This is a genomic window from Planktothricoides raciborskii GIHE-MW2 (assembly GCF_040564635.1).
GTDB classification, from domain to species: Bacteria; Cyanobacteriota; Cyanobacteriia; order Cyanobacteriales; family Laspinemataceae; genus Planktothricoides; species Planktothricoides raciborskii.
Genome location: NZ_CP159837.1, coordinates 1,360,413 through 1,387,379 on the forward strand (window position 1 = coordinate 1,360,413; position 26,967 = coordinate 1,387,379).

Sequence of the window (26,967 nt, forward strand, 5' to 3'; positions counted from 1 at the left end):
TATGCTATGTTTTTTGGCCTCTAGTCTTCCAAAATTACCTTTCCATCTTTGTCCTGCCTCTTGGCTTCTACTCGATAGGATCGAACTGATATTTGGAACCAGTTGGGCCAGCGGTTCCGGGATTAGCTTTGACTAAAGGAATTTCATTAAAAATATTAAATTCCGTAGCCGTTTTTCTCAGGGTTATACCTTGATTTAACTGTTGACTAATCGCCGCCCGATCGCCTGGAAATTGGGTAAAGGCATTGGCTAAGGCATTGGTAGCATCATAGGTTGTGGCAGTGCGCCAACTGACTCTTCCTTGCCAAAGTTTTCCGGCTTGACTCGCAAAAGGATCGTTACTTCGCCAGCGCCAAGGTACAGCCAAAACCATTCCCTTAATCGCATCGCCTCCTTGAACCAAAATCTGCGGATTATACATTTCATCGCTACTAAGTAAAACCAATTGATTTTGATTGGCTTGGGCTAGAGCGATCGCGCGATCGACCTGATTTTTACTTAAGGCTAAAAAGGCAATATTTGACCCGGCTTGACGGGCTTTATCGATCTCTGCCGTCGCATCAAACCCTGGAGATAAAATATCCACTTCTTTGACCAAAGTTGCCCCCGCTTTTGACAAAGCGGAGACTAATTCCCCTTTTAAATCTTGGCTATAACGATTATCGGAATTGTAAAATAATGTCACTTTGGCAGGGCTGTGATTTTTCACCGCATAATTGACTAAAGTTTCGGCTACTTTTTGCAAATAAGTGGTGAGTATAGTTTTGGTTTGACTCAAGGGAATCGTTTGCACAGTCGATTGGCCTGCATTGGTGGAAATTGTCGTATTTAAAGGGGACAGTACCGCCAGATTATTTTGCTCATAACGAGTTAAGGCTTGACGACTATTATTGTCCACCCCATGTCCAATCACTCCCAGCACATTTGCGGAAGATTGAATCAGATCCTCAGCCAAAGAATCGGATAAGCTGGCATCTTTTTCATTGACAACCACCACTTCCAATAACCTTCCGGGAATGCTGGGAACTTGGTTAAATTCCCCTTGGTATTGGGCAACTCCGCGCAGCACTTCTTTGGCTTCATTCACGCGGGTAGTAATCGGCACTACCACTGCCATTGTTAAGGGATTTCCCGCTTGTTTGGCCTTGGCATTGTTCAGGTAAATTGCCGCTTCTGGGTCATTTTTATCTTTATTTACCGCTTCTTGATATTGTTGAATTGCCCCCGGCCAATCTTGACTGGCAAATGCCGCCGCTGCTGAGGTTTTTTCCTGGGAATTCCTCCCACCAATAATCAATATTTTCTCCCCTTGACTAATTAATTCAGCATTCACCGCTGTTTCACTGACGATCGCCAAAGGATTCACCCCAGAGGTCGGGACTCCGTCAGAATTATTGCCAGAATCATTTTCCACCACCACGGTGCGATCGCCCCCCCGTTGGCTAAAATACCACCAACTGCCACCACCTAACAGCAGCAAGGCGATCGCCACCAACATCAAAATCGGCAGAGGAAAGTTTCCTCCCTTTCCTCCATTGGACGAAACCACGGTTTTTGCCGACTGCATGGCCTCCTGGGGCAACCCACAAATGGCACAATCTGGGCCATTATTCTCATAAGGGGGGTGAGGGCCGGAACAATTGGGATATTGCTGGCCATTTTTCGGCGTCCCATCACAAATCCAACTCACTTTGGACTACCTCTCTCGTGACGTTTATTCTAACTATTCTAGAATTATCCTCAACCATAAAACCGTAAATTTCGCAATTTCTGGATTCTAATGGCGAATTGCGGAATTACCAGGCGATCGCTTTGTAACAAAACGTAATATTCTTCAGAACACAGCCATCAGAAAATCTTTCTGGAGCGACCTGGAGCGACCTGGAGCGACGGTCGAAAATCCCACAAATTGACGAAGTGCGATCGTCAGATAGGTCAGAAGGATTTTGAGGCGATCGCCCCTCTTGATTCACCTTTACTAACTCGGCAACTCTTCAGCGGAAAACAACAAACCCATGACCACTCAAAGCAACCATCCCTCCCTAGGCAGTCTGGAATATTTATCTTACCTAGATCAAGAAGGACAAATCAACAACACCTTTCAAGGTCAAGTCGGAGTTTATGCAATTTTTGACCAAAACCAAAAGTTACAATTTATTGGCTATTCTCGCGATATTTATCTCAGTCTCAAACAACACTTAATCCGTAAACCAAATCAATGCTATTGGTTCAAAGTGCAAACAATTAATCGGCCTAGTCGCACAATCTTAGAAGAAATTCGCGAAAACTGGATTGCCGAAAACGGGTCAACTCCCGTGGGCAATTCATCAGAATTAGAACTCTGGACGCAGCCAATTAACGTCAAAACCATGATGCTGGATCGAGAAAAACAAGACTATGAGAAAGCAGCCGGAGATGAACTCAGCCAAATCAAAGTCTTAAAACAAATTGCTCGACGAGTAGAAGCCGAAATCTTATCGATTTTAGAACAGCGGGGATGCAAAGAACAACTCCGCTTTAACCCCAAACTCAAAGAAACAGGATTACTCGATTTAAAGTAATACCATATTAATGCATTCATTAGGGATTAATCTTGGTAAAAACACGGTAAAATATAGAGATTATTTAAATTCTCTATATTTCACCTACCGTCAAAATGGGGTTTGGTTAAATCCAGAATTTCATCAAACAAAAAGTGATTCGTTAAATTAGTCAAAAATTCGCGCGAGTATATTATGGGGTAATTTCAGCCACAAGCTGAAAAATTATTTCATCGCTACACTCTTCCGCTGATTGATAAACTTCTGACAAGCAATCACCGGAAATTTGCCTTAAATAGAACTGGATATCTTCCTCCCGTTTCAATGTAGAATCCTTGGATTTCAACGGATGAAAAACTTGTGATTTCTGATATAAATAAAGAACTCCTAAATATTTTTCCATTTTGACTAAAAGTTCTTGTTCCTGGAAAGGCTTTAGCACGAAATCATCACAACCAATTTGCAAGATTTCCTGGCGATCTTCCTCAAAAGCACTAGCGGTTAAAGCAATAATTACAATTTTTTGGCTCAGAGGATTAGCCTTAATTCGTTTCGTCGCTTCATAGCCATTCATCACCGGCATTTGCATATCCATCCAGATTAAATCCGGTTGCCAAGTTTTCAGGATATCGAGAGCTTCTTGACCATTGGTCGCTTCACGCACTTCCTGAAAACCCCATCTAGAAAGCATTTTCATTAGTAACAAACGATTTTCCAGTCGATCTTCAACTACAAGAATGCGGTATTGAGGTTGATCCGGCGCTAAACCAACCACCTTGGAGTATTTTGAAGTAGTAGCGATTTCCGTCAGATCGGCGTTTTCAATCTGAATATCAAACCCAAACGTTGTGTAAGCGCCCCCTTTTGTTCTTTGCAAATAAGTATCTTTGACCGGAGTGTCTGGGTTGCCAAAATGTTTCAAAGTACATTCTTCATTGTTCATAAACTTATCAGTTAAGAATTATCCTGGTTGGGTGGCAAGAGACGCATCCAACCAGGACTGACAGATTCAGAAGCAAATTCACCACTCCAGTCAGGATTAAAATGATAGATAGCAAAGCGATCGCAGTGCAGAATGGCGCGTAATTCTTCGGTTGTCACCGAGAAAATTGTCTGAAAATCTAAAGTCTGGCGCATTTTTTGAATAATTTTGGCGATCGCCCGTTCTCGGTCGGCAATTTCTCGCAAAGATTGCTCCGCTAAAGCGCGATCGCGGGATTCAATCGCCCGAGAAATCATATACGCCAAATAACTGATAAAATTTTGTTCCTCAATTTCCCAGACTCTTTTTTCACCCGTATGTTATATACAAATGACTCCCTTAATTTCACCCTTTAAATGAATTGGCACATCCAACATAGAACTAATCAATAATGGAGTCAGATAAGTTTCGGTAAATTCAGTAGTTTTTGGATCCTGCTTGGCATCATAAACCACCATACATTTCTCAGATTCTAAAGCCTGAAAATATTTAGGGTAATCAGAAAAAGACAATTCATATCCTTGACTATGCTGATTGGGAGTTAACTCATAAAGATTGGCACAAAAGCTCGCCGAATTATTCTGGTTATAAAACAAAATACTGGCTCTTTCAAGGTTCAAAATTAGGCTAAAAACTTGAGTAATTTCCTGCAATGCCTGCTTTAAATATCCCTGATAAATGCTTTGATTTTTCGCTAACGACAGGAGTCCAGACTGCTGCTTGCTTAACCGATATTCACTACAAAGTAGATTTAATCGTCTTTATCACTTTAATTTTACTTGCTAATACTAGGTTATTTTTTAATAAATTATTTCTCTTTTTTTTTGCTCTAATATCTAATTAATTTTCAGCATTTAGCCGTTTTTTTAGCCTATTTTTTTCTAATTTTTCTAATTAAATACTGAATATTGCGGCAAAAAAAATCAAACTTTTCGGTATTTTAGTTTTGGATAATTCGTCGATTGTCTGTAATACAAAAATTGCCAATTACTCTATTTTATCTATCTAATAGCGTTTGCCAAATATAACTTTTAATTTGGCTTTATTTGATTAAAAAATTTTTATAAAATTATTAGCAAAAAATATTAATAATGATAATATTTATCAAATAAAATTTGAATATTTTTGGTGGTAACTAGACATTTTTTTTAATTATATATTATATCCCAAAGATCATCTGCCAAAGCACAGCCCAAATTACTAAAGGTTTTAATCGCTCTGTCGGGTTTTATATGGCTTCATAAACCATCGCATAGGACACATCAATATCTTGATCTAGATGAGTGACCAAAGCGGAAAAAAATTCACTTACCGTTGCAGTTACCAACACAATATTTTTTAGGGTGTTTTCTGTTCCCAGGCGTTCCCCAATTTATTTTTGCATTTCTTGGTTTAATTGATCTAATTGTTCAGGATTTTTTAAAGCTAAAAATTTTGCCAGTAAATCTACCATTTTTAAAGCTGTATAGCAAAACACTAAAGCGGTGATAGATCGCTCAAATTTTGACCGCCAATAAGCGGGATGCCACAATGTCCAAATATCCAATAAATATCCGATGCCACAGCAAACAATAAAAGCGCCTACTAAGTAGAAAAATCCAAAAAAAGCAGATCCTGGCGTTTGATCGCGAAATAGATTAACATTGCCGAAATCGAAAAATAAGCCAGGGCGATTAGGAAGTCGCTGGTTACATGAAGCCAAACTAAAGGGGGTTGCCACAGGAAGCTGTAACCGTGAGGCATATATTGACTAGGGGAAAAGATGGTTTTGAGAATTTGCCACATTTTCTTGCCGATTGATTATGGGATTTTAAAAAAACGAGAATTAATTGCTATGATACCTTTGAATTATACGTGAAAACTATTTTTTTTTTGCCAAAACATTAATTCATCGTCACTTGAAGGGGATTAGGGTGAGTCAAATTATCGGAAAAAATTACTTGAGCATCCGGGAGGTTTGTTTATCCTAAATAGAGATTATTAGCTCTTTGTCAGGATCTCAGCCCTGCAAATCTTTTGCGATCGCGCTGATTTTTCTTCCCCTAGGGTTTGGCCACGATGAAATTTTTTGCCGATAGGATATAATTACTATATTCTATATTAGATCCATGATGGATGAGTAGGCAAAAGCCCAACCTAAATTTATTAATTTATCTTGGAGCCAATGTTTGACGTAATTTTCCGCAGCCAGCCACTCCCGGCACTCCCCCTTTATGCCCCTTTATGTTAGATATTGGTTAGCTCATGGAAATCAGTTAATTTGAATGATTGGAGGAATATCCTTGTGAATTTTTCGAGAATTTTGGCGATCGCTGTCAATGTGTTTTGGGAAGTGATGCGGGAACGAGTCCTTTATCTGATTGCTTTGTTTGCGATATTTTTATTCGGCACTTTGCGACTGTTGCGAGAATTTGCCCTGGGAACCGAGTATAAAATTATCACCGATTTAGGAATTGCCGGGATTGGGGTAATCGGCTTAATTGTGGCAATTTTTGTCGGCACTGGCATAATTAACAAAGAAATTGAAAAACGCACGGTTTTAGTCCTGTTAGCTAAACCCATTAGCCGCGCCGATCTGATTGTAGGCAAATATCTCGGACTCTCTGGAATTCTGGCAATTCTGATCTTTTTTACCAGTCTGATTTATCTGAGTTTTTTGAGCTTAAATCGAGTAGAATATCCGTTAGGCAGCATTTTAGTCGCCTTATTTTTTATCTTTTTAGAACTGTCTTTACTCACCGCCGTAGCCATGCTTTTGGGGGTGTTTACCAGTTCTTTGTTAGCTACCCTACTCAGTGTTGGGGTTTATGTGATGGGACACTTGAGTCCTGATATTATTAAGGCTGGGGAACTGAGTGAAAATCCGGCTTTGATCGGTTTTACTCGAAACTTATACTTAATTTTACCAGATTTGACCAAGCTAGATTTAAAAAATCAAGCCGTCTATGGTCTATTACCTGACTTGAATACCTTGCTATTTAATGGGATTTATGCTGTAATTTATATTATCCTATTGTTGGCGATCGCTAACTTGATTTTTCGCCAAAAAGAATTTTAACCTTGGCGACAGCCGAAAAATTGTTTTTTGGGTTTTTTTGTTTTTTTGTAGAGAAGCATAGTAGAGAAGCATAGAGTGATGGAAAAACTGAAGCAACTAAAAAATATATTTGCGGAAATGGAGCGAGCATTAATTGCTTATTCCGGTGGAATTGATAGTACCTTAGTCGCCAAAGTTGCTTATGATGTCCTGGGCGATCGCGCTTTAGCGGTAACGGCGGTTTCGGCTTCATTATTGCCCGAAGATTTAGAAGATGCCCGCATTCAAGCAGCGGATATTGGCATTCACCATGAAGAAATTGCCACCCATGAAATGGCCAATCCTAACTACACCTCTAACCCAGTAAATCGCTGCTACTTTTGCAAAAGTGAACTGCATGATACCTTAAAACCCTTAGCCCTGCAACGGGGTTATCCTTATGTAGTGGATGGAGTGAATGCGGATGATTTACAAGATTATCGTCCGGGGATTCAAGCCGCCAAAGAAAGAGGGGCGCGATCGCCTTTAGCGGAAGTGGGCATTACTAAATTAGAAGTCCGACAAATAGCGAAAGAATTGGGTTTACCGTGGTGGGATAAACCCGCCCAACCTTGCCTCAGTTCCCGCTTTCCTTATGGAGAAGAAATCACCATAGCCAAATTGCAGCGAGTCGGTCGTAGCGAACATTATTTACGCCAGTTAGGATTAAAAAATCTGCGGGTTCGTTCAGCGGGGGATACAGCCAAAATTGAATTACCCCCTGAAGAAATTAAACCGTTTATTTTAACCACCGATTTACCCCAACTGGTGGCAACCCTTCAAGAATTTGGCTTTGTTTATGTCACCCTTGATTTAGAAGGATATCGTAGTGGTAAATTAAATCAGGTTTTACCTCCAGAAGTCTTGGCCAATCCGTAAATTAAATAACTTTAAATAACTTTAAATAACTGGCGATCGCCCCAACCCCGATTGGCGGATCTCTCCTTGATCCCCCCTGAAAAAAGGGGGGGCTTTTGAGATGTTTCCAGAATAGACCTCTGGCTTTCATAACGGATCTCCCCTTGATCCCCCCTGAAAAAGGGGGGCTTTTAAGATGTTTCCAGAATCTAATACATCTTACTCAACACTTCTCGAATCGTATCCGCAGAAACTCGATCCGTAATCGTCACCGCCCCGATCGCCGTCGGCAAAACAAACCGGACTTTCCCCGCTTTCACCTTCTTATCCATTTGCAGACTATCTAAAATAGCCTCAATTTCCAAACCCTGGGGTAACTTTGTGGGTAATCCCGCTTTCGCAATCAAAGCCAACTGACGGCGATCGCACAGTTCATCCCAAAGGCCCAAAGCCACCGCTAACCGACTAGCTGCCACCATCCCAATGCCCACCGCTTCACCGTGAATCACCACCGTATAGCCGGTTAAGCTTTCCACCGCGTGACCAATGGTATGACCATAATTCAAAATTGCCCGCAGTCCCGCTTCTTTTTCGTCTTTGCCCACCACATCCGCTTTACTCTGACAAGACCGGACTAAAATATCTTGCAGCAAGCTTTCTCCCAAATAGCCCAACTCGTCGAGGCGTTCTACCGCTTCCATCCGCGCAAATAATTCCGCATCCCAAATCACCCCATATTTAATCACTTCCGCCATCCCCGCCCGAAACTCGCGCACCGGCAGGGTTTGCAGCACCAAAGGGTCAATTAAAACTAAACGCGGTTGATAAAAAGCACCGATGAGATTTTTGCCTTGAGGATGGTTCACCCCAGTTTTGCCGCCAATGGAAGCATCCACCATTGCCAACAGAGTGGTGGGGACTTGGACAAAGTTAATCCCCCGTAACCAAGTGGCTGCCGCAAATCCAGTCATATCGCCAATCACCCCGCCACCGAGAGCAACCATTGTGGAAGAACGTTCCAGGCGATTTTCTAGGGCAGTATCATAAATTTTTTGAATAGTTGCCAGAGTTTTATATTCTTCTCCGTCCGGGAGAATGCAGCGAAACACTTCAAATCCGGCAGACTCCAAAGAGGCGATCGCCCTTGCCCCGTAATGGTCAAACACCACGGGATTGGACACCAGCAGCACTTTTTTGCCTAATTTGCCTAACTTCTGACCCCCAGAGAGTCCCTCGGAGAGTCCCTGCGTTGTTGCCCCCAGTTCGTCCAAGGTGTTATGGCCGATCGCGATTTGATAGGAATTTTCCGGCAGCGCTACATCAATGACAGACCCCATGACTCAGACCCTCGAAACAAGCATTAATCGGCTTAATTGTATCGCAGTATGTTTCAATATTAGAACCATGTTGTTAATTGGAGAAACTTAAATGACTGCTGCTGGAGCCGTTACTTACTTCACTCTCTTGGGTGGTGCCTTTGTCACCGCTTTAGTGCTGTTCTTTGGTTTGCGAGCCGTCAAACTGATCTAACCGGATCTAAAAAAAGTTAAGGCGATCGCATCACCAAAAAATAGAGATTTATAGAGACTCATAGAGAGTTGCCGATCCGCTCGGCAACTCTCTATGTTTCGATTCACTTCGATTCACTTATTTTGTTCTCTGTTCTCTCATTCCGATCTAACCGATCTCATTGATTTAATTATTTTCATCAATTGATGGATCAATTGATGAATCAATTGATCCATTTTGGTTAGGTTGGTCAGGATAGTTATTTGCCGGTGCAGCCCCATTTTCCGCTGATTGATAATTGGCCTGAGAATCCGCAAATTGATTCAACTCTAATTCCGCCTTTTTCTCTTCAGAATCCGCAAAATTATTTAAATATGAGGCTGAATCTGGTGCATCATTTTCTCCCCCTGGAGTCATAGTTGCTCCCAACCGGGCAGCATTTCTTTTGGTTACAGTCTCCCAGGAATCAGACTGAGACTCAGGAGACAATGTTCGCTTCAGGATATCCGTAATACTATGGCAATAATTGGTTAAACCGAAACTGGCGGGACTGACCGCATTTTCATAAGTGAAATGACGATAGTTTAAACAAAAGCAATCCCAAGGACTCATTTGAATCTTAAACCAGTTGATAATTAAATCCGTTAACCAATCAGACAAAGGAATTCTAAAATAAATTTTTTTGTCTAAATATGCACAAATTTCTTCTATAATTTGATTAACCGTAACCGGCTGATTTCCTAATACCAAATGTGGCGCAGTATCCGGGGGATTTTCAATCAAATGCAGCACAATTTGGGCAATATCCCCAGCATGGATAAAGTGAAAACTGCCCTCAGCTTTCAGGAAGCGAATTAGATTAATCCATTTGAGCACATCGGGTAATCCCTTGGTCAGGTGAGAAGAGATGCCGGTATCTTCACCCCCAAATACGAGGGTGGGAAATAAGGTGGTAATCCGTGAGGCGATCGCCAACCGAGATAAGCGAGAGTAACAATCATACTTAGTCCGAATATAATCGGTGCCCAATTGTCTGGCTTCTTTGAGGGGTTGGTTGCGGCGATCGAGAATACTCGCAGTGGAAAAATAGATCACCTGTTCGCAGAATGCGGGATCCAAAGACTGCATCAACTGCATGGTTTTCAGGACATTCACATCAAAAACATCTCCGCCTCCCCAAGCAGTAGCGGTTAATACCGCCACATTAATGGTTTGTAACAGAGGGGCATATCGATCGATGTGTTGCATATCTCCCCGCAAAAGTTCGATTCCCGGACGATGGTTGAGGTCAACTTTCAGCCGATCCGGGTTTCTCACCAGCAGGTAGAGTTCGTGTTCCGTATGGTGAATCAACGCTTGAGTAATATAGTGACCAATACAGCCACTCGCACCAGTAATAAAAATCCGCTTGGGGTTCATTAGAAAAATCTCTCAGGATAAGCTGGGTGAGTGATGGGCTAGATTTTGAATTTTAGACTTAGATTCTATAGTGCGATCGCCAGATTTTCAATTGTATCACCGCAAAATTTTTAAATTTCAGCCCATTGACGCCTAAATTGCGCCTTAAATGATCCTTAAAAATGTGAATTGGGGCAATCCCTGAAGGACTTGCCCCAACAAGAGTTTAAATATGGAGATTTATGAGTCGCTCCGATAAAATCTCAAATAGACTTCTTGCTTTCCCCGGCTAAAAAGCCCCCTTTTTTAAGGGGGGTTGGGGGGATCGACGGCGGTATGAAAGCAATATGTCTAATTTTGTCATCCAGGTGAACTATCACGAAAACCGAGTAAAATTAAGCGGGGACTGCCAATAATTGATCGACTTTTTTGGCGGTTTCAAAGAAGAAAGCAACGTTTTCCTCCGGGGTTCCCGGTAAAATGCCATGTCCTAAGTTAAGAATATGGCCTTGGTTGCCCGCTTTGCGAACCGTGTCCAGGATGCGATCGCGAATAAAGTCCTGAGATCCAAATAAAGCACAAGGATCGATATTCCCTTGGACATGGATATTTTTGCCCAAGCGCTGTCTCGCTTCGGCCATATCCACAGTCCAGTCCACACTAACAATATCCACCCCAGATTTACCCATCCGTTCCAAAACTCCGGCACTGCCACTAATATAGAGAATTAACGGAGTATCCGGGTGAGTCGCTTTCACCTGTTCGACGATTCTTTGGTGATAGGGTAGGGCAAAACTATCATAGTCTTGAGGGCTGAGTTGACCTGCCCAAGAATCAAACATTTGCACCACCTGCGCCCCACTATCAATTTGATAGCGCATATAAATGGCGATCGAATCCGCAATTTTTCCCAAGAGTTTATGTAGCATTGCGGGCTCAGAAAAAGCCATGCTCTTAATAATCTTATAGTCCTTGGAAGATTTACCCTCAATGGCATAAGCCGCCAAAGTCCAAGGGGCGCCGACAAATCCCAAAACCGTGGCTTTGTTGCCCACTTCCTGCCGTAAAGTTTGTAAAATTTCCCGAATAAACGGCAAAGAACTCTCAGGATCGAGGGTATGGATTTGCTCAATTTGCTCCAGACTGCGAATCGGGGGATCGATAATTGGGCCTTTGCTTTCGATGATATCAAAGGGAATTCCCATCCCCGGCAGAGGAGTTAAAATATCAGAAAATAAAATTACCCCGTCTGGCTGAAATGCCCGAAACGGTTGTAAAGAGATTTCAATGGCCAACTCGGTATTTTCCGACCGTTCCCGAAACGAAGGATATTTATCCCGCAAATCTCGATAAACTTTCATATAACGACCCGCTTGGCGCATCATCCACACGGGAGGACGGTCTAATTTTTCGCCACGGGCTGCTCTTAATAAATAAGGAATTTCGTTGGAAGCTGCCATCTGTACTTGACTATTAATCGATTAAATACAACCGTTAAGCTTACCATTGCCCGGATCCTGATTTTTACTGTCTTTACAATCCTTGATGTTATCTTCGCTCAACGGAAAAATCGTCTTCCTCAGAAGCCCCCTTGGGGGTGGGTGGGCTGGATGCCCACCGGACAATTACCGGAAAATTAATTAATGCCAGGGGTAGGGGGCCGTTCCAAGGGGTAACGCACCTTGATTACTTAGCGGAATGGATCGCGGGAGTCGGTGGAACATGAGACAAAGGAACACTGCGATCCGGTCGGAGATTTTTCGCCTCACGCAAATAGGGGTGATATATTTCTGGATGGGATATCGGCAGATTCACATGGATCAAAAAGCGAATGCAACGCTTGAGGTCATTTTCCACGTGCATATGCTGTACATCTAGCAAAGCCACCTGATCCCATTTTGGTCTTTGACGAGCGATCGCTGCGGGAAAAATCGCATCCAGATCGCGAGTCACGGTAAATGTGGCACTAATAATTTTTTCTGGATCTAGCTGATTTCCTCCTTCCAAAGCATCCAGTAATTCCGTCACCGCAACTCGGATCCCCTGAATCGTATTACTCTCCGCAGTGGTAGCGCCACGAATCGCCCGAACTGTCCACTCCACGTTACAATCCTCCATGCTCATTTATTCGTTATTTGTTATTTGTTATTTGTTATTTGAATCGAATCACCAAGAACAAATAACAAATAACGAATAACAATATTTGTCTAAGGTCGATACAGCCATAACGGTTGGCCACTGGTTGCCAGTTCAAATTCCAACCAATCAAGCTGGCCACTCAGTCCCCCCGTCGTCACCTGATTTCCCAACAGCCGATTTAACGTCGGTTTCCGTTCTTCGAGGGTAATACACTGAGTTTTTTTCGGATCGAGACCGACTAACTCTGCCGCCCAGATACGGGCTTCCTCCTCGGTTCCCAGACGGTCTACAATGCCCAGTTCCAAAGCTTGCTGTCCGGTGAAAATCCGCCCATCAGCAAAATTTTTCACCGTTTCCACGGCTAAATTCCGCGAGGCGGCGACGGTTTCCACAAATTGTTGATAACTGGTATCGATTAACTCTTGGAGAATGCTTTTTTCTGGGTCAGTCAGTTCTCGGTCAAACGCCAGAATATCTTTATAAGGACCAGATTTGATCACTTTGAAGGACACGCCGATTTTTTCCAGGAGGCGTTCGATATTATTGCCTCGGAGAATTACCCCAATGCTGCCAGTGATCGTGCCTGGGTTGGCCATAATATGATGGGCGCCCATACCAATGTAAACACCTCCAGAGGCGGAAATGTTACCAAAACTGGCAACAATTTTGATTTTTTCGCCCAGTAGCTTCAGGGCGCTGTAGATTTCCTGGGAGTCTCCCACGGTGCCCCCTGGGCTATCAATTCGCAGCAGCAAAGCGGGAAACTTTCTCTCTTCAACGGTTTTGAGAGATTCTAAGACCTTTTTACGGGTGCCTCCGGCGATCGCGCCGGTAATTTCAATCCGAGCAATTTGTTTACGAAACTTCTTAAACGGCCAAATCATGGGGTAATTCGCAACTATTCGTGAATCAGGACAGCGAGTCAAAGTGCTGACTGCCTTAATTATGACTGCCTTAATTATGACTGCCTTCATCTATCAGTTTACAAGCAGGGTTGAGCAATCTGATCTGAATCGGCATTTTTATTAATTAAAAATAGTTAATGATTAGTTAGTAATTGTTTATTGCTAACTATTAATTTTTTTAGCCAAAAAAAAGTTAACATAACTACATATAAGTACATAATTTAGTACAATAATTAAAATCACCAAAACGATGGCACTGATCGCCTCCTTCAAGTCCCCCGGAGCGCGATTGGCGTTGCTCGATCCGCTTCGCGGTACGACAGTTTAACCAAAATCTTTTAACCAGCTTATGTTGAAACAACTTGAATTTCCGGCCAGCAAAGAATCTACCATTGCATCACCGCTTAACTCCGCGATCCGTTTGCTATTCCTAATCGCACCCTTTTTCTTTTGGGGAACGGCAATGGTGGCCATGAAAGGGGTGATGCCCCACACCACACCCATGTTTATGGCGGGAGTCCGTTTAGTGCCTGCGGGGGTCTTGGTATTGCTGGTCGCTTTTTTGAGTGGTCGTCCCCAGCCCAAAACCGCCCAAGCATGGCTGTGGATCCTCGCCTTTGCGGTGGTTGATGGGATGATGTTTCAAGGCTTTTTGGCGGAAGGCTTGGTCAGAACTAACGCTGGCTTGGGATCGGTGATGATTGATTCTCAACCCCTGGCGGTGGCGTTGTTATCTGCATGGTTATTTGGGGAAGTGATTGGGGCGATCGGTGCGATCGGCTTGATGATTGGTATTCTGGGCATTAGTCTGATTGGATTGCCCGATGCTTGGATTATCGGTTGGCTACATGGACAAAATTTGATGCCGTCTTTGGACTTTAGCCAGTTATTTGACAATGGCCAATGGTTGATGCTTTTATCGGCCTTATCAATGGCTGCGGGAACGGTGATGATGCGTCGGTTGGCGCGGGAAGCGGATCCCGTGGTGGCTACCGGATGGCACATGATTTTGGGCGGGATTCCTTTATGGGTGATTAGTGCCACGACAGAATCAGATCAGTGGGTTAATATTAACTGGGATGGTTGGCTTGCCTTGGCATATTCCACTGTGTTTGGGAGCGCGATCGCATATGGTCTGTTTTTCTATTTTGCCGCCAAAGGCAATCTCACCAGTCTCAGTGCGCTGACTTTCCTCACACCTGTGTTTGCATTACTGTTTGGTAATCTATTTTTGTCGGAAACGCTATCTCGGGTGCAATCAATCGGTGTCGGTCTGACCCTGGTTAGTATTTATTTAATTAACCAGCGTTCGGCGATCGCTGAAAAACTCAATTTCCAGCAGTCAAACGCAGCCAGTGTTTATCTGGGAAATCAATCTACCGGCGAACAATTGCGTCTGTCATTTGTCAAAGAAAATCCACCGGTTGAAGTTCCTGTAAAAGTTCACACCGTAGAGTCAGATGCTTAAACGGTGATTAGCATCAGGATTAGCATCAGAACCAGTGCGATTTTGCTGTTCTCGGATCCAGAAAGAGAATCGCACTTGTCTTTTGACTGAATTCTTTTGGCTGAATCATCAATTTTATGGGCGATCGATCAAAAGAATGACCCTAGCTGAAACTCCGGGATATGATGACGCTGGTTGCTGCTTTTCACCCTGAGTAAGGTTAGTTAACGGTTATGACCTCCTACCGTCTTATTTTATGTTTAATCATCAGTCTGACTAGCTTCGACTTTGCTCCTGGTTCAGTGAGTAAAACCGAATCATTTCAGATTCCTGGTACTAAACCATACCAGAACACTCCTGAGACTGCCCTAAAGTCTAAGTCGTTGAATCCGCCATTTAATCTGGGGGCAAATGCCAAGAGTCCAGGCAATTCTTATTTCTTAGAATTCATCGCAAAAGGTGAGAATAAAGGGAGGTCTAAAAAAGATTTAATTTGGCTGGCTTTAATTATTCTTTCAACGGTGTTCGGTGCGGCAATTTTTGCTGGATTATTTTATCTGCTGACCAATCCCAGCGTTGAAATTGAGTCAGAAGAATCAACCAATCCTGAAAATTCAGATCCGAAATCATCGGCGGAACTTAATCCTCAAGACCTAAGTGATGAGCTAAATTCAGAAACTCATATCGACTCAAATGTAGGGGAGATTTATGTGCAAAATCCGGAAGCGACCGCCTACCAAAGCGGCGCACAGGATGCAACTACAAACCAAATCGATAACCATAAAAATATCTCAGAAAATTCTCAAAATATTCAGAGTATTTCCGAGCAGCCACTGGCAGCAAACCGGAAGAAAAAGCAATCAGATGAACTAGGATTTACCAGAAAAATATTTTTAAAAATATTTTCTAAAAAATCTGAAAAAAAACCGGCGAATCAAAGCGATATAAAACCGATTAATCCCCAGAATAATGATGAATTACTAAAGTCTCAGATAAATTCTGAAAAACCACCAGATATTCACCCAGAAAAGCTGGAAATTGAAAGGTTGCCGAATATCCCAGGCTCTACTACATCGTTGCCCCAAGGAAATCAAGCAATTTCATTAGATCCGGGCAGGGAAAGTTTAGCCATCAGCGAAAATATCAATACCACTCGCTTGGCGAAAATTGATATTATTGAAGAATTAATTAGAGAACTCCAAAATCCCGATCCTATTAAACGGCGTAAATGTATTTGGGAACTGAGTCAAAGAGGTGATTCTAGGGCGATCCAGCCCTTGGTCAATTTAATGATTGATTCGGATTCTAAGCAGAGCAGTTTAATTCTGGGGGCTTTGTCTGAAATTGGCACTCGCACCATCAAACCGATCAACCGAGCTCTGGCTCTTTCTTTACAAGATCACAACGCTGATGTGCGGAAAAATGCCATTCGCGATTTAACCCGCATTTATGATTTGATTAATCAAATTACCCAGTTATTAAATTATGCGGTCAACGATACGGATCCCGAAGTCCAAGAAACCGCTCGGTGGGCTTTGAGTCAATTAAGTAAGCTCAGTAAAAGTTCTGGTTATGAGGTGCCGTCTGCTTTACCTAATGTCACAAATATAGGAGATAATTCCCCAGAATAATTGTGGTTTTGATTGTAGTAGCTTTGAGCGATCGCTCTCAAACACTCTCAAAAAAACACTCTCAAAAATTATGTCTACAATATGCTCACTAACCATATTCTCAATATTCTCCATAACAAGATTCTCACTAACATAATTTAAATCCCATATAATAATGCAATCTAATCAGGAAAATCTGCGATCGCCTCTTCAATTTCCCTCTGCCTTAAAACCAGGCGATCGCCTAAATCTAGTTGCCCCCAGTGGGGCTTTGAAAACATCAGAAGCTTGGGCAAAAGGGTTGGAAATTTGGCGTCAGCGCGGTTATCAAATTGAATTGTCTCCCGGTTACGATCAAGTGTGGGGCTATTTAGCGGGTACAGATAGTCAGCGTCGGCAGCAATTAGCCGAAAGTTGGCGCGATCGCCTCTGTACTGGCGTCCTCTGTGCCCGTGGAGGCTATGGCGGCGCCCGGTTGCTGGAAAATTGGCATTGGCCCAAAGAGGCATCCGGTCAATTAAACCCCAAATGGTTAATTGGGTTTTCCGATATCACCGCTTTACTCTGGAGTCTTTACCAGCAAGGGGTTGGCGCCGTACATGGGCCGGTATTAACTACTTTGCCAGACGAACCGGATTGGTCGGTGCAGCGACTCTTTGACCTAGTAGAAGGACGACCTTTAGCCCCGTTGACCGGGGAAGGGTGGGGCGGTGGGAAAGTCAGCGGACGTTTACTAGCCGGAAATCTCACCGTAGCAACCTATCTGCTACATACCCCCGTCCAACCATCTTTAGATGGGGTGATTTTGGCGTTTGAAGATGTAGGAGAAGCCCCCTATCGAATCGATCGAATGCTGACTCAGTGGCGCATGATGGGGGCGTTTGCCGGAGTACGAGGTATTGCTTTAGGCCGGTTTAGCGATTGTGATAATTTAGCCAAAAATCCCAGTTTGACTGTGGCGGAAGTGTTGCGTGATCGCCTTTCAGATTTAGGCATTCCCATTGTCTCTGATTTGCCCTTTGGTCACGATGGGGTTAATGCCGCATTACCTGTAGGGGCGATCGTCGAACTCGATGCCCAAATCGGAACTTTATATTTTTAATTGCCTCTAATTTATTTAGGTAGATATTTAGGTAGATATTTATGCAGATATTTAGTCAAAATATCTGATTTTTTTTATGCTCAAAGAATTGGCAATTATTTGAGCAAGTATCTATCAAATTTATCAACGCAGATAAAATTGATAGATACTTGCGGATTTTTTTAGCAAATTGAATCGGGAGGAGCATGGTCAAACAAATCGGGATCTCTTTACTAGGAAGTGCGATCGCAACTATCAACATTCTTGCTATCAAACCGGCAGCGGCGCAATTAACGCCTCAACCTTGGGCTTCCCTGGGAGTTCAAGATAGTGAACTCACTTATTCCGTTGGGGTTCGTGCTTTAGGGTTTGGCGCCGAATTAGGGGTTGATAATGAAAACGCTGTAGGGGTGGATGTACTAAAATTTATTAGTCCTCCTTTTATTAGTGTAATTTCTGGCTATGGTGGCGTTGGACTATATGAAAAAGCCAATAGCGATCATTCCCAATTTGCCTATTCTGCGGGCGTACAAATTCGACCTGATGGTAATTTTTTCTTCGGGGCTGGTTATCATAATATTCGCGGATTCAATGGTCAAATAGGATTTAAGCTGTTTTAAACTTGACCATCCGGGGATGATTGGCTGATGCCAAATGCAGCAATCATCCCTAAGAATAGTTTAACATTCAGATGTTTTCATCATATGTTTTTACCATAAATTTGAAGATGTTTTGATCTGAATTTAACTAAAATTTAAGTAATTAAAAATATTCTAAAAATTAATGGTTTTTGAAAAATATATAATTTAGATAAATTAGCACTCAGTTATGCCCCGGTCGATCGCGATTAAGTCTGCGCCAGTTATCGACCGCATATATAGCAATCCTAAAACAAGGTCGCAAATTTGCCCGCACCCCTCTCCCATCTCCCAATTAGCTCCCAGGCATGGGAGAGGCCAGCGTCTTCATAAATCCTGCACGGATAGCTATAGCTGAGAAAATACCGCTATAAAAATGGCAATCAGGCTTACTTTTTAACGTTTTTTTAACCTAGCTTGGTAGCGATCGGGAAAACCGGAAAACCTGGGAAACTCTTGTATTCACTATGCGATCGCCAATCCGCCGTTATCCGCCTCTTTGACTGCCTGATACTCAAAATCGGATACCATCGGATATCTCTGATATATACAAAAATTTAGGTTAAAATCAACTCAGATTTAACCCATTTAGATGTCGGATGAGCGCCGATTGGCAAAAATCTCTAAATTCTTTTAAGCTGTATGTCAACCTTAATGTCTGAACCCTTGTCAATCATAATGACTACACTTAGGCATGAATAGCAAAAACATTTATCATACGTGCTATTTGTTAAGACTTCTTATCAGTTACTTTTAGGTATTACGCACTAACCCTATATATAGGGCAACCACGAGGGGATTCCCCTTACAAAACCCTAAATGTCACAACCGTGCGTAAATCTTAACTTTTCTACAACAAAACCCCTAAAAAGGAGGCCACTTACAGTGTTTAACTCCACTGAACTGCTCATTAACGCCTTTGTCGATCAACTTCAGGATGGCTACCACAGGACCTATGGAGGGTACAAGCCAGACTACGCAGAGATTATTGCCTGGGCGGGTGGGATGGCTTTGGAAAATATCGCCAACAGTGATGCCCTGTATCACAATGTCGAACATACTATCCTGGTGACATTAGTTGGTCAGGAAATTTTGCGGGGCAAGCATATCCGCGAGGGTGGGGTTTCCTGCGAAGATTGGTTACATTTCACCATTTCCCTGCTGTGTCACGATATTGGCTACGTCAAAGGCGTTTGCCGCCAAGACTCCAAATTATTAGGATTTTATGCCACCGGAATTGATGCTCAAACGGTGTCCTTGCCTTCCGGGGCAACCGATGCCAGCCTAACCCCCTATCATGTGGATCGGGGTAAACTTTTTATTAGCGAACGTTTCTGCGGTCACAAGCTGATTGATGCTCAGACTATCATGCGGAACATCGAACTGACTCGTTTTCCGGTGCCTTCCGATGAGGATCATCAGGATACGGTGAATTATCCGGGACTGGTTCGAGCGGCGGATCTGATTGGTCAAATGAGTGACCCGCGCTATTTGCAAAAGATTAGTGCGCTGTTTTATGAATTTGAAGAAACCGGCACAAATTTCAGTTTAGGTTATAAAAATCCGGGAGATTTACGGGACAATTATCCCAAGTTTTATTGGCACGGCGTTTATCCCTATATTCACCATGCCCTTAAGTATCTTGAACTGACTCAAGAAGGCAAACAAATTATTGCCAACCTTTATGCCAATGTCTTCCGCGTAGAACACGCTCAACCTTTAAATAATAAGGTCGAAGTGGCATAAGTCAGCTTTCACCTACTAACTTTCATCTTTCAGTTTTTGTAGGGGCGAATGAGATTTTCGCCCCTATTTTACTGATTGTTCCAGGGTAATTCATAGTTTTATCGATCGCTTATTTAATCAAATATTTAATCAAATAGCCCATCGAAATCCGCCCCACGTAATATCCGGGCAATCAGCGGGATAAATCTTTGATTCATTGCGCCTGATTCATTAGAATTTACGTCTTAATATTGTTTAAGTGCCCGACGCATATCTCGTTGATCGTCCCGCCGTTTCACATCTTCCCGTTTATCGTGAAGTTTCTTACCCCTAGCGAGCCCCAGGGCTACTTTTACCTTGTTGTTGCTCATATACATTTTTAACGGCACCAAGGTTAACCCTTTCTGCTCGATTTTGCCCACCAGTTTGTTAATCTCTTTTCTATGTAACAAGAGTTTGCGATCGCGGCGAGGTTCGTGGTTAAAATACTGACTGGCTTGTTGAAATGGGGAAATATGGGCGTTGAATAGCCAAACTTCACCACCTCTAACTAAGGCATAAGCATCTTGTAAATTCGCTCTGCCTGCGATAATAGATTTGACTTCGGTGCCTTTGAGTTCAATTCCCGCTTCATAAGTTTCCAGAATTTCATAACGAAACCGCGCTTGTCGATTATCTGTGAGTAATTTCATTTTCTGGGTTTTTTCAGCCATAATTCCTTTTTGGTTATTGGTTATTAGTTATTGGTTGTTAGTTATTGGTTGTTAGTTATTGGTTATTGGTTGGTGGTTGCCCCCCCTTTGAAGGGGGGGCTGGGGGGGTGGTTGGTGGTTGTTGGTTGTTGGTTACGTTGGTGATAAAGAACAAACAACCAATAACAAAGAAGCAATAACAAAGAACAAACAACCAATAACAAACAACCAATAATAATAATTAATTTTTTCGTCGGAGTTCTTCTTTGCCTAGATTTTCTTGCCCAGACATGGCTGAACGTCCTTTGACTTTATCCCGCTCAATTTTATAGTCCATAACGGCAAAATTATTTCCTTGCCCCCAACCGACAATTAACCAATCATCGACCCGTAAGCCTACCCCCAGTAAGACTTGATCTTCTACGATCCAGGAAACTTGATAGATGTCTTTGACTTTGTTAATTCTCAGTAGTCCATTGTAGGTAGAATCCGGCTGACCTGGGTCTGTGCCATCGATTCTATATTCTCCCTCGAGTTTGCCGCGTATGCCACCGATCGCCTTTTCCGTGCCAACGGCGCCATTGGCTTGAGAATAAGTCCATCGGCCTTCTAAGGTGCCATCACCATTAATTTTATAAAGAACGGCTCCATAAATTTCTTCATTGAGTCCGTAACCGACGAGTAGGCGATCGCCTTCTAAGAACCCTAAGCCAGTATAATCTCCCGCTGAGGTTTCCCAAGAGAGATTGTACAGATTATTGGTGTCTCGAAAAGCCTCAATTTCTACAGTTCCGGTATATTTTTGGTTGTCGGGACGTTTGGCGTCCCTAAGTTCCCAGGTGCCTTCGATTTCCTCTGGAGAAACATTTGTAGCGGCTAAGATCGGCGATCGCACGGGAGAAATTTCTGAAGTAGAAACTGGAGAAATTTCTGACACTGACTGAGTTTCGGCCAAACTTGTCCCGGAGATCGTTGCCCCAGAGGTGCGATCTCCCGGCGCGACCGCCAGTGCGATCGTACCCAGGATTAAGCTAACGGTTAGGGTTCGATGCCGTAGATATCCCATAGAAACTATCCTCCTAGGAAAAATAAAATCGGAAAAAGTCAAAATTGTCAGGAAAACTTGAAGCGATCGGCCACTTTTGCATAATTGCTGAGTGCGTTGCTCTTGACAATTTGACCCATTTAAGCATTTAGGAGTTTCCGCCCTAGGATTCTCACCGGCTAAAACCCTTATATGGCAATACCTTCAGATTCATTAACCGCGATCGTCACGGAAAAAATTGTAAAAAACAATTAATATACTTGACAGTCTTCAAAAAAAACAGTAACAATAGATACAGAAATGAAAAAAACAAATCGTTCATCTCTCCAAAACAGGTTTGACTCTAAGCCGCTGTAAGCATTGGGGAGACGGAAGTAGGGAGTATTCAAACCAGTCATCCCGAAGGAACGCGCCTCAATTCTTCTGAATGACCTTAAGGAGCAAGCATTATGAAACTCAGCTATCGCGGCGTTTGCTACGACTACACCCCCCCAACGGTAGAAACAACTCAAAGTGAACTTGTAGGCAAATATCGGGGTTTAAATTGGCGCTTTTCTGCGGTGAAAAAAGCCCCAGTACAACAAACCAATGTAGATTTAAAATATCGCGGCGTTGCTTATAATACCAACCCAGCAAAAACCCCGGCATTATCTGTCAGCGAAAAAGCTCGCCAAGGCATGATGGATCGGCAACGGCACAGCGTTAAGCGACAACAAGTTATGTTGAGCCGCTTAAATGCAGAAGTTGGCTTAGGGCCAGTGCTCGCTTAATCTAACTTTGAGCTTTTTGAGCTTGTTGTCCCAGATTAATAAATTTCGATCAAAAAACGTTCATCTCTCTAAAAATCGCGAATCGATTTGATTCCCTATTAGGGAGACGGAAGTAGGGAGTATTTACATAGTCATCCCGAAGGAACGCGCCTCATCATTTCTTCTCAACGAACTAAGGAGGCCAAGACTATGAAACTCTGTTATCGTGGTGTTTCCTACGAATACACACCGGCTACTGTTGAAACAACTCCAAGCGAATTTTTTGGCAAATATCGCGGTTTAGATTGGCGGTTTTATGCAGTGAAAAAAGCCCCAGTCCAGCAAACCAATCTAGATTTGAAATATCGCGGCGTTGCCTACAATACGAACAGTGTGAAAGCCAACCAGGTGAAAACCCCTGCATTGTCTGTAAGCGAAAAAGCTCGCCAAGGCATGATGGCTCGGCAACGGTCAGTGATGAAGCGGCAACAAGCGATGCTGACCCGTTTAAATGCAGAAGTTAGCTGATTTTTTATCCGGTTTTTCATCTCTTCACTGAGAAAAAATGACAAAATTTCAGCTTTTTTCTCAAGATTACTGAAAAAAACTCAACAACTGGTAGTTTATTGACACCCCTTTTTGGGGTGTTTTTTTTAGGACTCATGCAATAGACTTCTTGCGTTCATACCAGATCGATCCGGTATGAACGCAAGAAGTCTAATAATTTTCAATCATCCCAAATCATCCCAAATCATCCCAAATCATCCCAAATCATCCCAAATCATCCCAAATCATCCCAAATCATCCCAAATCATCCCAAATCATCCCAAATCATCCCAAATCATCCCAAATCATCCCAAATCATCCCAAATCATCCCAAATATTGGGGTCGTGGTCTAGTCAGCAACATCTGCCTAAAAACCTGATACTATTGTTCTGGATCTAGCGACGATTACTGCGGAGTCCCGTTCAGAAACGGAATCAATGATGGAAAATGTCGAGGCTGTTAAGCTAATCGTTGAAGTCGTCAGCGCAAACTGGCGGTATAGTTATGCCAAAAAATGCCTCTTTTTGTTTAATGATATGCTTAAGGATTTGTGCAAATGCGTCAATATTATCAACTACTTTTGATCGTAGTTTTCTTAGTTTCATGCACTGTGAATAGCCAGTCAGTGGTTGCTACTTCATCTTGGCGTCCAGTGGGCAGTGGGATTACGTTTGGGATTAGCGGGATGGCGCTGGTGAATCAAGACAATAATCAGTCTAATTTTTTGATTGTCCATGACAATAAAAAAACTGGTGAAAATCGTTTAGCAATTGTGGGTGTGGCTGCTTCAAATCAAAATAATCAGAGTATTGAATATCTGCCTTTAGTTTGGCCAAATAATGTCGATTTGCCCATTGATTTAGAAGCAATTACCAGAGTTACTGGCACGGACAAGGTTGCTTTTATGGCCGCCAGTAGTCAAGGACGAATTTATTATTTTACCTTGGAAAATAACCAAACGATTTCGATTTTGAAAGTCTTGGATTTACCAGAAATTAGCCAGGGCAGCAATTTTGAAGGTGTGGCAATCCAGGAAATTGACGGTAAATTAGTGATAGTTTGGGGACACCGAGGTCAGGATAGCGATCCAGGGGTGATTTATTGGGGAACCCTAGATTTAAATTCTTATCAAATTTCGCCTCAAGGTTCAGCTAAATTCACGGTTCCTTGGCCTAGGGAAAAAGTGCGTCATATTTCCGATATTAAAATAGATTCAGCGGGAACTTTATATGTGACAGCGGCAACGGATAACGGGGATGAGGGCCCGTTTAGTTCCGCTGTTTATGTGGCGGGGGTTTTTACGGTTAATCAATCAAAGGTGCAGTTTCGGGTTAATTCAGAATTGGCGGCTTTATATCGCTTTGATGGTTATAAAATAGAAGGTTTAGAACTGATACCCGGTGAGAATGGTGGGGTGATTTTTGGCACGGATGATGAAAATATGGGTTCGTCAATTTATACCAGTTTTTAATCCCAATTAATCCCTATATACGAGTTGTTACAGGAGTTTTCTCTGCCTGCATAGCAGAGAAAACTCCTGTAAATCGCTGTTTAATTCATGGCTAATTATGAAACGGGAATAAATTAACCGTTGGGAGGAGTAGGTTGGCTGGTGAACCGTTGAATCAATATTTGGATGCCGAGGGCAAATAAACCTAATGCGGCAAAGGCAAAAACAAAAGTCCCTAGGGTGCTAACGCCGACGACTAAAGTTCGCACGGCGCCCGCAATGGTGATGACCGTTTGGTTGTCGGAGTGTATGGGTTTGTTGGCAAAGCTTTGGCTAATGGAACTGGTGAGTAAATAAGCACAGTAGGCGATCGCACTGGCGACGGCTGAACCGCTAAAACACCGCCAAATCGTTGGTTGAACGGTTTGTTGAGACTCTGGTTGTTGGTTCATATATTTGTTGGTTGGTTGTTGTTGGTTGTTGGGTAGGGATTCTTTGGGTAGGGATTCTTTGGGTAGGGATTCTTTGGGTAGGGATTCTTTGGTTGGCAGTAATTGATAATTGATAGTTAATAATTGATAATTAACAATTGATAGTTAACAATTGTTAATTTTTTGGCTATTAATTATCAATTGTTAATTATCAATTGTTAATTATTTTCCCCGTTCCCCGTTCCCCGTTCCCCGTTCCCTCCCAAAACAAGTTAATGGTCTATTTGAATGCCGCAGGGGATTAACTGAGCCACCCAAAAGTCTAAATCTGGGTGATTCAGGGTGTTTTTCACTGTTATAGATGCTTGTTGGGCTTTTTCTGGGGATTCCGCGAGGGCAAAGACCGTGGGACCGGAACCGGACATCATTACGCCTAAAATATCGGTGTTTTCAAAGGCAGAACGCAACTGCGCTACTTGGGGATAAGCAGGTAAGGCAACTTTTTCTAGGTCGTTGTGGAGGAGTTGGCCAATTTTCTGACCGTCTTGGTGGGCGATCGCGGCAATCATAGACCCGGAGTGAAACCTTTGCCGCCGTTCCAGTAAAGCCTCTGGCTCAGAAACATAAGTATGACCAAATTTTTGGCGATAGGTGCCATAAGCCCAAGCGGTAGAAATTTCTAGAGAGCGATATTTGGCCAAGATGACGGAGATGGGCGGTAAGTCGGGCAACGGTTCGAGCATTTCGCCGCGTCCGGTGGCTAATGCGGTGCCCCCAGAAATACAGAAGGGAATATCGGAGCCTAACTGAGCGGCCAATTCCTGCAATTCCGGTTGGGTCAGTCCCAGTTGCCAGATTAAGTTGAGCCCGACTAAGACGGCGGCGGCATTGCTGGAACCCCCAGCCAGTCCCGCTGCCACCGGAATTTGTTTTTCAATATTAATGTCTACGGCGCCATAGCGATTAAATGCCTGGGGAAATTGTTTGGCCATTAATTCCGCAGCGCGATAAGCCAGGTTGGTTTTATCTTGTGGGACTTGGTTGCTGTTACAGGCGCAATGGAACTGTTGCGTGCCATTGGCTCGCAAGTGAACCCGGTCGGCTAAGGAGATACTTTGCAGTACCATTGCTAGTTCGTGGTAGCCACCGGGAGCATTGCCGATAATTTCTAAATAGAGATTTATTTTAGCCGGAGCAATTAAAGAGTAAGAGCGCATTGATTTGGGGATTTGGCGACCTAGTTGTTGACAGGGGATGACTCAAGATTAGATAAGCTGAGATGATTACTCAGGGCGACCCATTGCCCTACGCTAAGGTCTTCAGCGCGGGCTTGAGGGTTAATTTCTAATTGTTCCAGGATTTGGGTCAAGCGATCGCTTTCGATTAATCCTTTCAGGTTATTTCTTAACATTTTGCGTTTGTTGGCAAAGCCCACTCTGACTAAAGTTTCCAGTTGTCGGGGGTCTTCTGCGGCAGGGGCGATTCCCGTAAGGGATCCGCTTCGCGGAATCGCACGGGGTTTGAGTCGTACCACCGCTGACTCTACCTTGGGTGGGGGATAGAATGCTTTGGCCGGAACCGGGCAAATTAACTCACAATCTGCTAAATATTGCACTCGCACCGATAAAGCCCCAAATGCTTTATTTCCTGGGGTGGCGTAGAGGCGATCGGCGACTTCTTTTTGTACCAGTAAGACAATCGATTCATAAGGGTTTTTCGCTGGTTGGGCAATTTTGCCTAACAGTTTTTCTAGAATTGGCCCGGTGATGTTGTAGGGGATATTCGCCACTACTTTATTCGGTTGCTGAAATTTGGGATCTTGGTCAGCCAATAACCCCTCTAAATCCAGAGATAAAATATCTCCCGATAAGAGTAAAAAATTTTGATAATCTCGAAATTTTTTAGTCAGTTTCTCCCAAAGGTCGCGGTCAATTTCTACGGCGGTGACTGAGGCGGCGTAGGGCAATAATTTTTGCGTGAGTACCCCGGTTCCTGGGCCAATTTCCAAGAGGCGATCGCTTGGGGACAAGTTCGCCGCCTCGACAATTTTAAATAATACTTTTTCGCTTCTAAGCCAATGTTGAGCAAATCGCTTACGCGGTCTAATAGAATCACCCATGTTTTTGGTAAAGTGGCAAATTTCTG

Annotated in this window: 28 protein-coding genes and 2 riboswitches; of the genes, 12 read left to right on the forward strand and 16 right to left on the reverse strand. The window is 43.1% G+C overall.

Going from position 1 to position 26,967, the window contains the following annotated elements; genetic code table 11:
- Positions 1-67: 67 nt before the first annotated feature.
- Together ABWT76_RS05710 and ABWT76_RS05715 are read right to left on the reverse strand one after the other, a co-directional pair.
- Complete coding sequence (locus ABWT76_RS05710; RefSeq protein WP_190879089.1) at positions 68-1,690, reverse strand: ABC transporter substrate-binding protein; 1,623 nt, start codon at positions 1,688-1,690, stop codon at positions 68-70.
- A gap of 106 nt (positions 1,691-1,796) precedes the next feature.
- The gene (locus ABWT76_RS05715) at positions 1,797-1,973 is read right to left on the reverse strand and encodes a hypothetical protein (RefSeq protein WP_156331654.1); all 177 of its coding nucleotides are present in this window, start codon (positions 1,971-1,973) and stop codon (positions 1,797-1,799) included.
- Positions 1,974-2,015: 42 nt separating this feature from the next.
- Here ABWT76_RS05715 and ABWT76_RS05720 point away from each other — a divergent pair, with 42 nt between their 5' ends.
- The gene (locus ABWT76_RS05720; RefSeq protein WP_054465862.1) at positions 2,016-2,561 is read left to right on the forward strand and encodes a GIY-YIG nuclease family protein; all 546 of its coding nucleotides are present in this window, start codon (positions 2,016-2,018) and stop codon (positions 2,559-2,561) included.
- Positions 2,562-2,733: 172 nt separating this feature from the next.
- Here the strand turns inward: ABWT76_RS05720 and ABWT76_RS05725 are convergent, their stop codons facing one another.
- The 4 genes from ABWT76_RS05725 to ABWT76_RS05740 all read right to left on the reverse strand — a co-directional run bounded on the left by ABWT76_RS05725 (position 2,734) and on the right by ABWT76_RS05740 (position 5,242).
- The gene (locus ABWT76_RS05725) at positions 2,734-3,483 is read right to left on the reverse strand and encodes a response regulator (protein ID WP_054465863.1); all 750 of its coding nucleotides are present in this window, start codon (positions 3,481-3,483) and stop codon (positions 2,734-2,736) included.
- 11 nt (positions 3,484-3,494) lie between these two features.
- Entirely contained in the window at positions 3,495-3,779 is a 285-nt protein-coding gene (locus ABWT76_RS05730; RefSeq protein WP_054465864.1) for a hypothetical protein, read from the reverse strand.
- A 63-nt stretch (positions 3,780-3,842) separates the two neighbouring features.
- Entirely contained in the window at positions 3,843-4,175 is a 333-nt protein-coding gene (locus ABWT76_RS05735) for a GAF domain-containing protein (RefSeq protein WP_054465865.1), read from the reverse strand.
- Between the two features lie 719 nt (positions 4,176-4,894).
- On the reverse strand, positions 4,895-5,242 hold the full coding sequence (locus ABWT76_RS05740) for a hypothetical protein (RefSeq protein ID WP_354635784.1): 348 nt from the start codon (positions 5,240-5,242) through the stop codon (positions 4,895-4,897).
- 564 nt (positions 5,243-5,806) lie between these two features.
- Between ABWT76_RS05740 and ABWT76_RS05745 the strand changes: the two genes are divergently transcribed.
- Both ABWT76_RS05745 and larE read left to right on the forward strand, forming a co-directional pair.
- Positions 5,807-6,580, forward strand: coding sequence for an ABC transporter permease (locus ABWT76_RS05745; RefSeq protein WP_354635785.1), 774 nt, complete (start codon positions 5,807-5,809; stop codon positions 6,578-6,580).
- 78 nt (positions 6,581-6,658) lie between these two features.
- A complete protein-coding gene (larE, locus tag ABWT76_RS05750) occupies positions 6,659-7,477 on the forward strand; it encodes an ATP-dependent sacrificial sulfur transferase LarE (RefSeq protein WP_190879084.1) in 819 nt (272 codons plus the stop codon).
- 188 nt (positions 7,478-7,665) lie between these two features.
- Here the strand turns inward: larE and aroB are convergent, their stop codons facing one another.
- On the reverse strand, positions 7,666-8,793 hold the full coding sequence (gene aroB, locus ABWT76_RS05755; RefSeq protein WP_054465869.1) for a 3-dehydroquinate synthase: 1,128 nt from the start codon (positions 8,791-8,793) through the stop codon (positions 7,666-7,668).
- Positions 8,794-8,884: 91 nt separating this feature from the next.
- On the opposite strand from aroB, the gene ABWT76_RS05760 reads away from it, so the two are divergent.
- A complete protein-coding gene (locus ABWT76_RS05760) occupies positions 8,885-8,986 on the forward strand; it encodes a cytochrome b6-f complex subunit PetL (RefSeq protein ID WP_072160727.1) in 102 nt (33 codons plus the stop codon).
- 165 nt (positions 8,987-9,151) lie between these two features.
- Here ABWT76_RS05760 and ABWT76_RS05765 read toward each other — a convergent pair whose 3' ends face one another.
- The 4 genes from ABWT76_RS05765 to sppA form a co-directional block, all read right to left on the reverse strand.
- Complete coding sequence (locus tag ABWT76_RS05765) at positions 9,152-10,384, reverse strand: NAD(P)-dependent oxidoreductase (RefSeq protein WP_190879082.1); 1,233 nt, start codon at positions 10,382-10,384, stop codon at positions 9,152-9,154.
- 374 nt (positions 10,385-10,758) lie between these two features.
- The gene (gene hemE, locus ABWT76_RS05770; RefSeq protein ID WP_190879080.1) at positions 10,759-11,823 is read right to left on the reverse strand and encodes a uroporphyrinogen decarboxylase; all 1,065 of its coding nucleotides are present in this window, start codon (positions 11,821-11,823) and stop codon (positions 10,759-10,761) included.
- Positions 11,824-12,049: 226 nt separating this feature from the next.
- Positions 12,050-12,481 carry a chorismate mutase gene (aroH, locus tag ABWT76_RS05775; RefSeq protein WP_054465871.1) on the reverse strand — a complete coding sequence of 144 codons (432 nt, stop codon included), beginning with the start codon at positions 12,479-12,481 and terminating at the stop codon, positions 12,050-12,052.
- An 89-nt stretch (positions 12,482-12,570) separates the two neighbouring features.
- Positions 12,571-13,386 (reverse strand): signal peptide peptidase SppA, encoded by an 816-nt coding sequence (gene sppA, locus ABWT76_RS05780; RefSeq protein WP_054465872.1) that lies wholly within the window; start codon positions 13,384-13,386, stop codon positions 12,571-12,573.
- Positions 13,387-13,870: 484 nt separating this feature from the next.
- Here sppA and ABWT76_RS05785 point away from each other — a divergent pair, with 484 nt between their 5' ends.
- The 5 genes from ABWT76_RS05785 to ABWT76_RS05805 all read left to right on the forward strand — a co-directional run bounded on the left by ABWT76_RS05785 (position 13,871) and on the right by ABWT76_RS05805 (position 19,929).
- On the forward strand, positions 13,871-14,875 hold the full coding sequence (locus ABWT76_RS05785) for a DMT family transporter (protein ID WP_369817705.1): 1,005 nt from the start codon (positions 13,871-13,873) through the stop codon (positions 14,873-14,875).
- 212 nt (positions 14,876-15,087) lie between these two features.
- Entirely contained in the window at positions 15,088-16,485 is a 1,398-nt protein-coding gene (locus tag ABWT76_RS05790) for a hypothetical protein (protein WP_354635786.1), read from the forward strand.
- A 154-nt stretch (positions 16,486-16,639) separates the two neighbouring features.
- Entirely contained in the window at positions 16,640-17,566 is a 927-nt protein-coding gene (locus ABWT76_RS05795) for an LD-carboxypeptidase (protein WP_054465874.1), read from the forward strand.
- A gap of 185 nt (positions 17,567-17,751) precedes the next feature.
- A complete protein-coding gene (locus ABWT76_RS05800) occupies positions 17,752-18,165 on the forward strand; it encodes a hypothetical protein (protein WP_054465875.1) in 414 nt (137 codons plus the stop codon).
- 903 nt (positions 18,166-19,068) lie between these two features.
- Positions 19,069-19,929, forward strand: coding sequence for an Npun_R2479 family HD domain-containing metalloprotein (locus ABWT76_RS05805; protein WP_054465876.1), 861 nt, complete (start codon positions 19,069-19,071; stop codon positions 19,927-19,929).
- Between the two features lie 224 nt (positions 19,930-20,153).
- On the opposite strand, the gene smpB is transcribed toward ABWT76_RS05805, so the two are convergent.
- Together smpB and ABWT76_RS05815 are read right to left on the reverse strand one after the other, a co-directional pair.
- Positions 20,154-20,621 (reverse strand): SsrA-binding protein SmpB, encoded by a 468-nt coding sequence (gene smpB, locus ABWT76_RS05810; RefSeq protein ID WP_054465877.1) that lies wholly within the window; start codon positions 20,619-20,621, stop codon positions 20,154-20,156.
- Positions 20,622-20,841: 220 nt separating this feature from the next.
- Complete coding sequence (locus ABWT76_RS05815; protein ID WP_354635787.1) at positions 20,842-21,666, reverse strand: hypothetical protein; 825 nt, start codon at positions 21,664-21,666, stop codon at positions 20,842-20,844.
- 292 nt (positions 21,667-21,958) lie between these two features.
- Positions 21,959-22,059, forward strand: a riboswitch (Glutamine riboswitch).
- A gap of 35 nt (positions 22,060-22,094) precedes the next feature.
- Between ABWT76_RS05815 and ABWT76_RS05820 the strand changes: the two genes are divergently transcribed.
- The 3 genes from ABWT76_RS05820 (at position 22,095) to ABWT76_RS05830 (ending at position 24,412) form a co-directional block, all read left to right on the forward strand.
- A complete protein-coding gene (locus ABWT76_RS05820; protein ID WP_054465879.1) occupies positions 22,095-22,415 on the forward strand; it encodes a DUF4278 domain-containing protein in 321 nt (106 codons plus the stop codon).
- 55 nt (positions 22,416-22,470) lie between these two features.
- Positions 22,471-22,566: riboswitch (Glutamine riboswitch) on the forward strand.
- A 38-nt stretch (positions 22,567-22,604) separates the two neighbouring features.
- Positions 22,605-22,922 carry a DUF4278 domain-containing protein gene (locus tag ABWT76_RS05825; protein ID WP_054465880.1) on the forward strand — a complete coding sequence of 106 codons (318 nt, stop codon included), beginning with the start codon at positions 22,605-22,607 and terminating at the stop codon, positions 22,920-22,922.
- A 575-nt stretch (positions 22,923-23,497) separates the two neighbouring features.
- The gene (locus ABWT76_RS05830) at positions 23,498-24,412 is read left to right on the forward strand and encodes a hypothetical protein (protein WP_354635788.1); all 915 of its coding nucleotides are present in this window, start codon (positions 23,498-23,500) and stop codon (positions 24,410-24,412) included.
- Between the two features lie 113 nt (positions 24,413-24,525).
- Here ABWT76_RS05830 and ABWT76_RS05835 read toward each other — a convergent pair whose 3' ends face one another.
- From ABWT76_RS05835 to rsmA, 3 genes are all read right to left on the reverse strand, one after another.
- Positions 24,526-24,843 carry a DUF3082 domain-containing protein gene (locus ABWT76_RS05835; RefSeq protein ID WP_054465882.1) on the reverse strand — a complete coding sequence of 106 codons (318 nt, stop codon included), beginning with the start codon at positions 24,841-24,843 and terminating at the stop codon, positions 24,526-24,528.
- Between the two features lie 251 nt (positions 24,844-25,094).
- Positions 25,095-26,039: a 4-(cytidine 5'-diphospho)-2-C-methyl-D-erythritol kinase gene (ispE, locus tag ABWT76_RS05840; protein WP_054465883.1), complete on the reverse strand. Its 945-nt coding sequence runs from the start codon at positions 26,037-26,039 to the stop codon at positions 25,095-25,097.
- Between the two features lie 20 nt (positions 26,040-26,059).
- Positions 26,060-26,941 (reverse strand): 16S rRNA (adenine(1518)-N(6)/adenine(1519)-N(6))-dimethyltransferase RsmA, encoded by an 882-nt coding sequence (rsmA, locus tag ABWT76_RS05845; protein ID WP_054465884.1) that lies wholly within the window; start codon positions 26,939-26,941, stop codon positions 26,060-26,062.
- Positions 26,942-26,967 lie beyond the last annotated feature (26 nt).